This window comes from Chitinophaga sp., assembly GCF_035564935.1.
In the GTDB taxonomy this organism is placed as follows: Bacteria; Bacteroidota; Bacteroidia; order Chitinophagales; family Chitinophagaceae; genus Chitinophaga.
On record NZ_DATMTE010000159.1, the window covers coordinates 1 to 1,910 of the forward strand.

A 1,910-nucleotide genomic window follows, 5' to 3' on the forward strand; every position below is an offset into this window, starting at 1 on the left:
CACCTTCTTCAGGGTATAATTACGCCCGCTTTGTATCGTTTTCTGATCGGCATCCAATAATAGCAGTTCATTATCATTTACCTGCTGGTAGTATCGCTGAAGGTTTCTGTCCTTATCAGGATTCAGATGGATAACGGTTGCCCCGGGATCAACCGGGGTGCCATGCACAATTGTATAAGTGCCTTCACTGGGAAATGTCTGGTTTTTTCCCTGGTAGGTTTCTTTCAGGGTGAAATGGTTGTCCGGTTGTTTTTGCAGTGTAAGTTCTGTAACAATGCCTTCACAATCAGCGCATGGCAAAGTTCCGGAATAAGTAACCGACAACGCGGTGTCTGAAGGGGAGTTCACATCCGACTGGCCGGTTGTTGTGCCGGAACTCTGACAGGCAGCAAAAATTACAGGTAATAACAATAATGGGAAGTATTTCATAAAGCAGGCTTTTCTGATCATAACAACACACGGCTGTTATTGTTTTTAGGGGATGATTTCAAAGAGAAAAAACTGGTTTTCTTCTTTCTCAGAAAAATTATTGTCAGCCACAAACACCAGGCTCCGGTGTCCATCAGGCAAAATGGGCCCGAAAGTAACACCCTCAATGTTATCTATATATTTTCCCAGGCTTACGAAGTCCAGCAATAAGGTTTTGGCCGCCGGTTTAAAGCGGGTGTTCGTCTGCAGGGAATTAATATTACTGATATCCGTGGCGTTATGGAGATCGGTAATGAACACTTTTATAGTACAATCCTTTACACCACTGGAAAAGGACCTTTCAATAGTCAGTAACTTCTCATCTTCCAATACCATGATATCTGAAATGCCGTTCACTTTAAACGCATTTGCAGGTATTGCAGGATAAGCCACCGGCTCCAGTTTATAAGCATATTGCGCTACCGGTTGCCGTGTATTGTTATCAAATTTCAGGATACGGGTATAAGCGCCCTGCCCTGGTTCCGCCCTTGGCCCGTCTTCATAGCGGGGTTCCTCCAGGCTTACATACAGGTGTTTGTAACCCGGTGTAAAACCAACACCCTCAAATACGCCATTGCGGCGTGGCCCGTTTTCGGTTGCCTGCATCCTGAACTGCGATGGCAGTGTAAAGGAGTCGATGTATTGTCCGTTCCTGCTGATCTCATAAATACCCGGGTTGGTAAGAACGGTATCTTTTTCATTTACAATGCGTTCTCCTTCACTGCTCCATACCAGCAGCTGTTTTTGGGCGTTATACCGCATGGCTTCCGGATCAGGAGTAAGGCCCGGATTAGTTTTGGTATCGGGATAGGGTTGCCCGTTGGCTTGCAGTAATGTGGTGACAGCAGTAAATTTCACACTATCAAACGATTTATCGGAGAAATAAAGCCGGGCAGTATAAAAACGTGCAGGATTCAGCGCGGAGCGGTCGTCACAAATAAGATAATACTGCCCTGTGGTGGCGTCATAGTCTATGCCGGATAAGCCGCCGGTAGCGGTTCCATTGAAGGGAAGGTTATATGGAACAATATATTCCCCGATAAATTTTAACTGGCCAAAGCCATTGGCAGCAGTACCCGCCTTTCTGGAAGATGAGCAACTAAAGAGGCCCGCCAGTATGGGAAAGATCAGGAGAAGCAGGTGTTTTTTCATGGCAGCAAGTTAGGAAATCTCCTGCATTGAGATCGTCCTCCGATGCCTGTATATGGAGTAAGTACTACCTGTGTATAAAAGGCTGCTTCCAGTTGTTCAAGCGCATATGCATAATTGAGTACGGCTACATCTCCGGAGCCTAAACTCACATAAGAAAAAGGTTTACGTGAATAGATAATACGTGATCACAATGCCCTGTTATTGAACAGTAGCGGGTTTCATAGATGCCGGCAGGTACGCTCGCACTGGCATCTGGTGACCAGATACGGGGTATGTAAAAAAGCGGTTTT

Annotated in this window: 3 protein-coding genes; all 3 read right to left on the reverse strand. The window is 45.8% G+C overall.

Features of this window, described 5'->3' with window-relative positions:
* Positions 1-429, reverse strand: a 429-nt coding sequence (locus VN105_RS04275; RefSeq protein ID WP_325638266.1) for a copper resistance protein NlpE, incomplete at its 3' end; no start/stop codon positions are given.
* A gap of 45 nt (positions 430-474) precedes the next feature.
* Positions 475-1,620: an esterase-like activity of phytase family protein gene (locus VN105_RS04280; protein ID WP_325638268.1), complete on the reverse strand. Its 1,146-nt coding sequence runs from the start codon at positions 1,618-1,620 to the stop codon at positions 475-477.
* Complete coding sequence (locus tag VN105_RS04285; RefSeq protein ID WP_325638270.1) at positions 1,617-1,769, reverse strand: ferritin-like domain-containing protein; 153 nt, start codon at positions 1,767-1,769, stop codon at positions 1,617-1,619. Before VN105_RS04285 ends, VN105_RS04280 begins: the two co-directional genes overlap by 4 nt.
* Between the last annotated feature and the right edge of the window lie 141 nt (positions 1,770-1,910).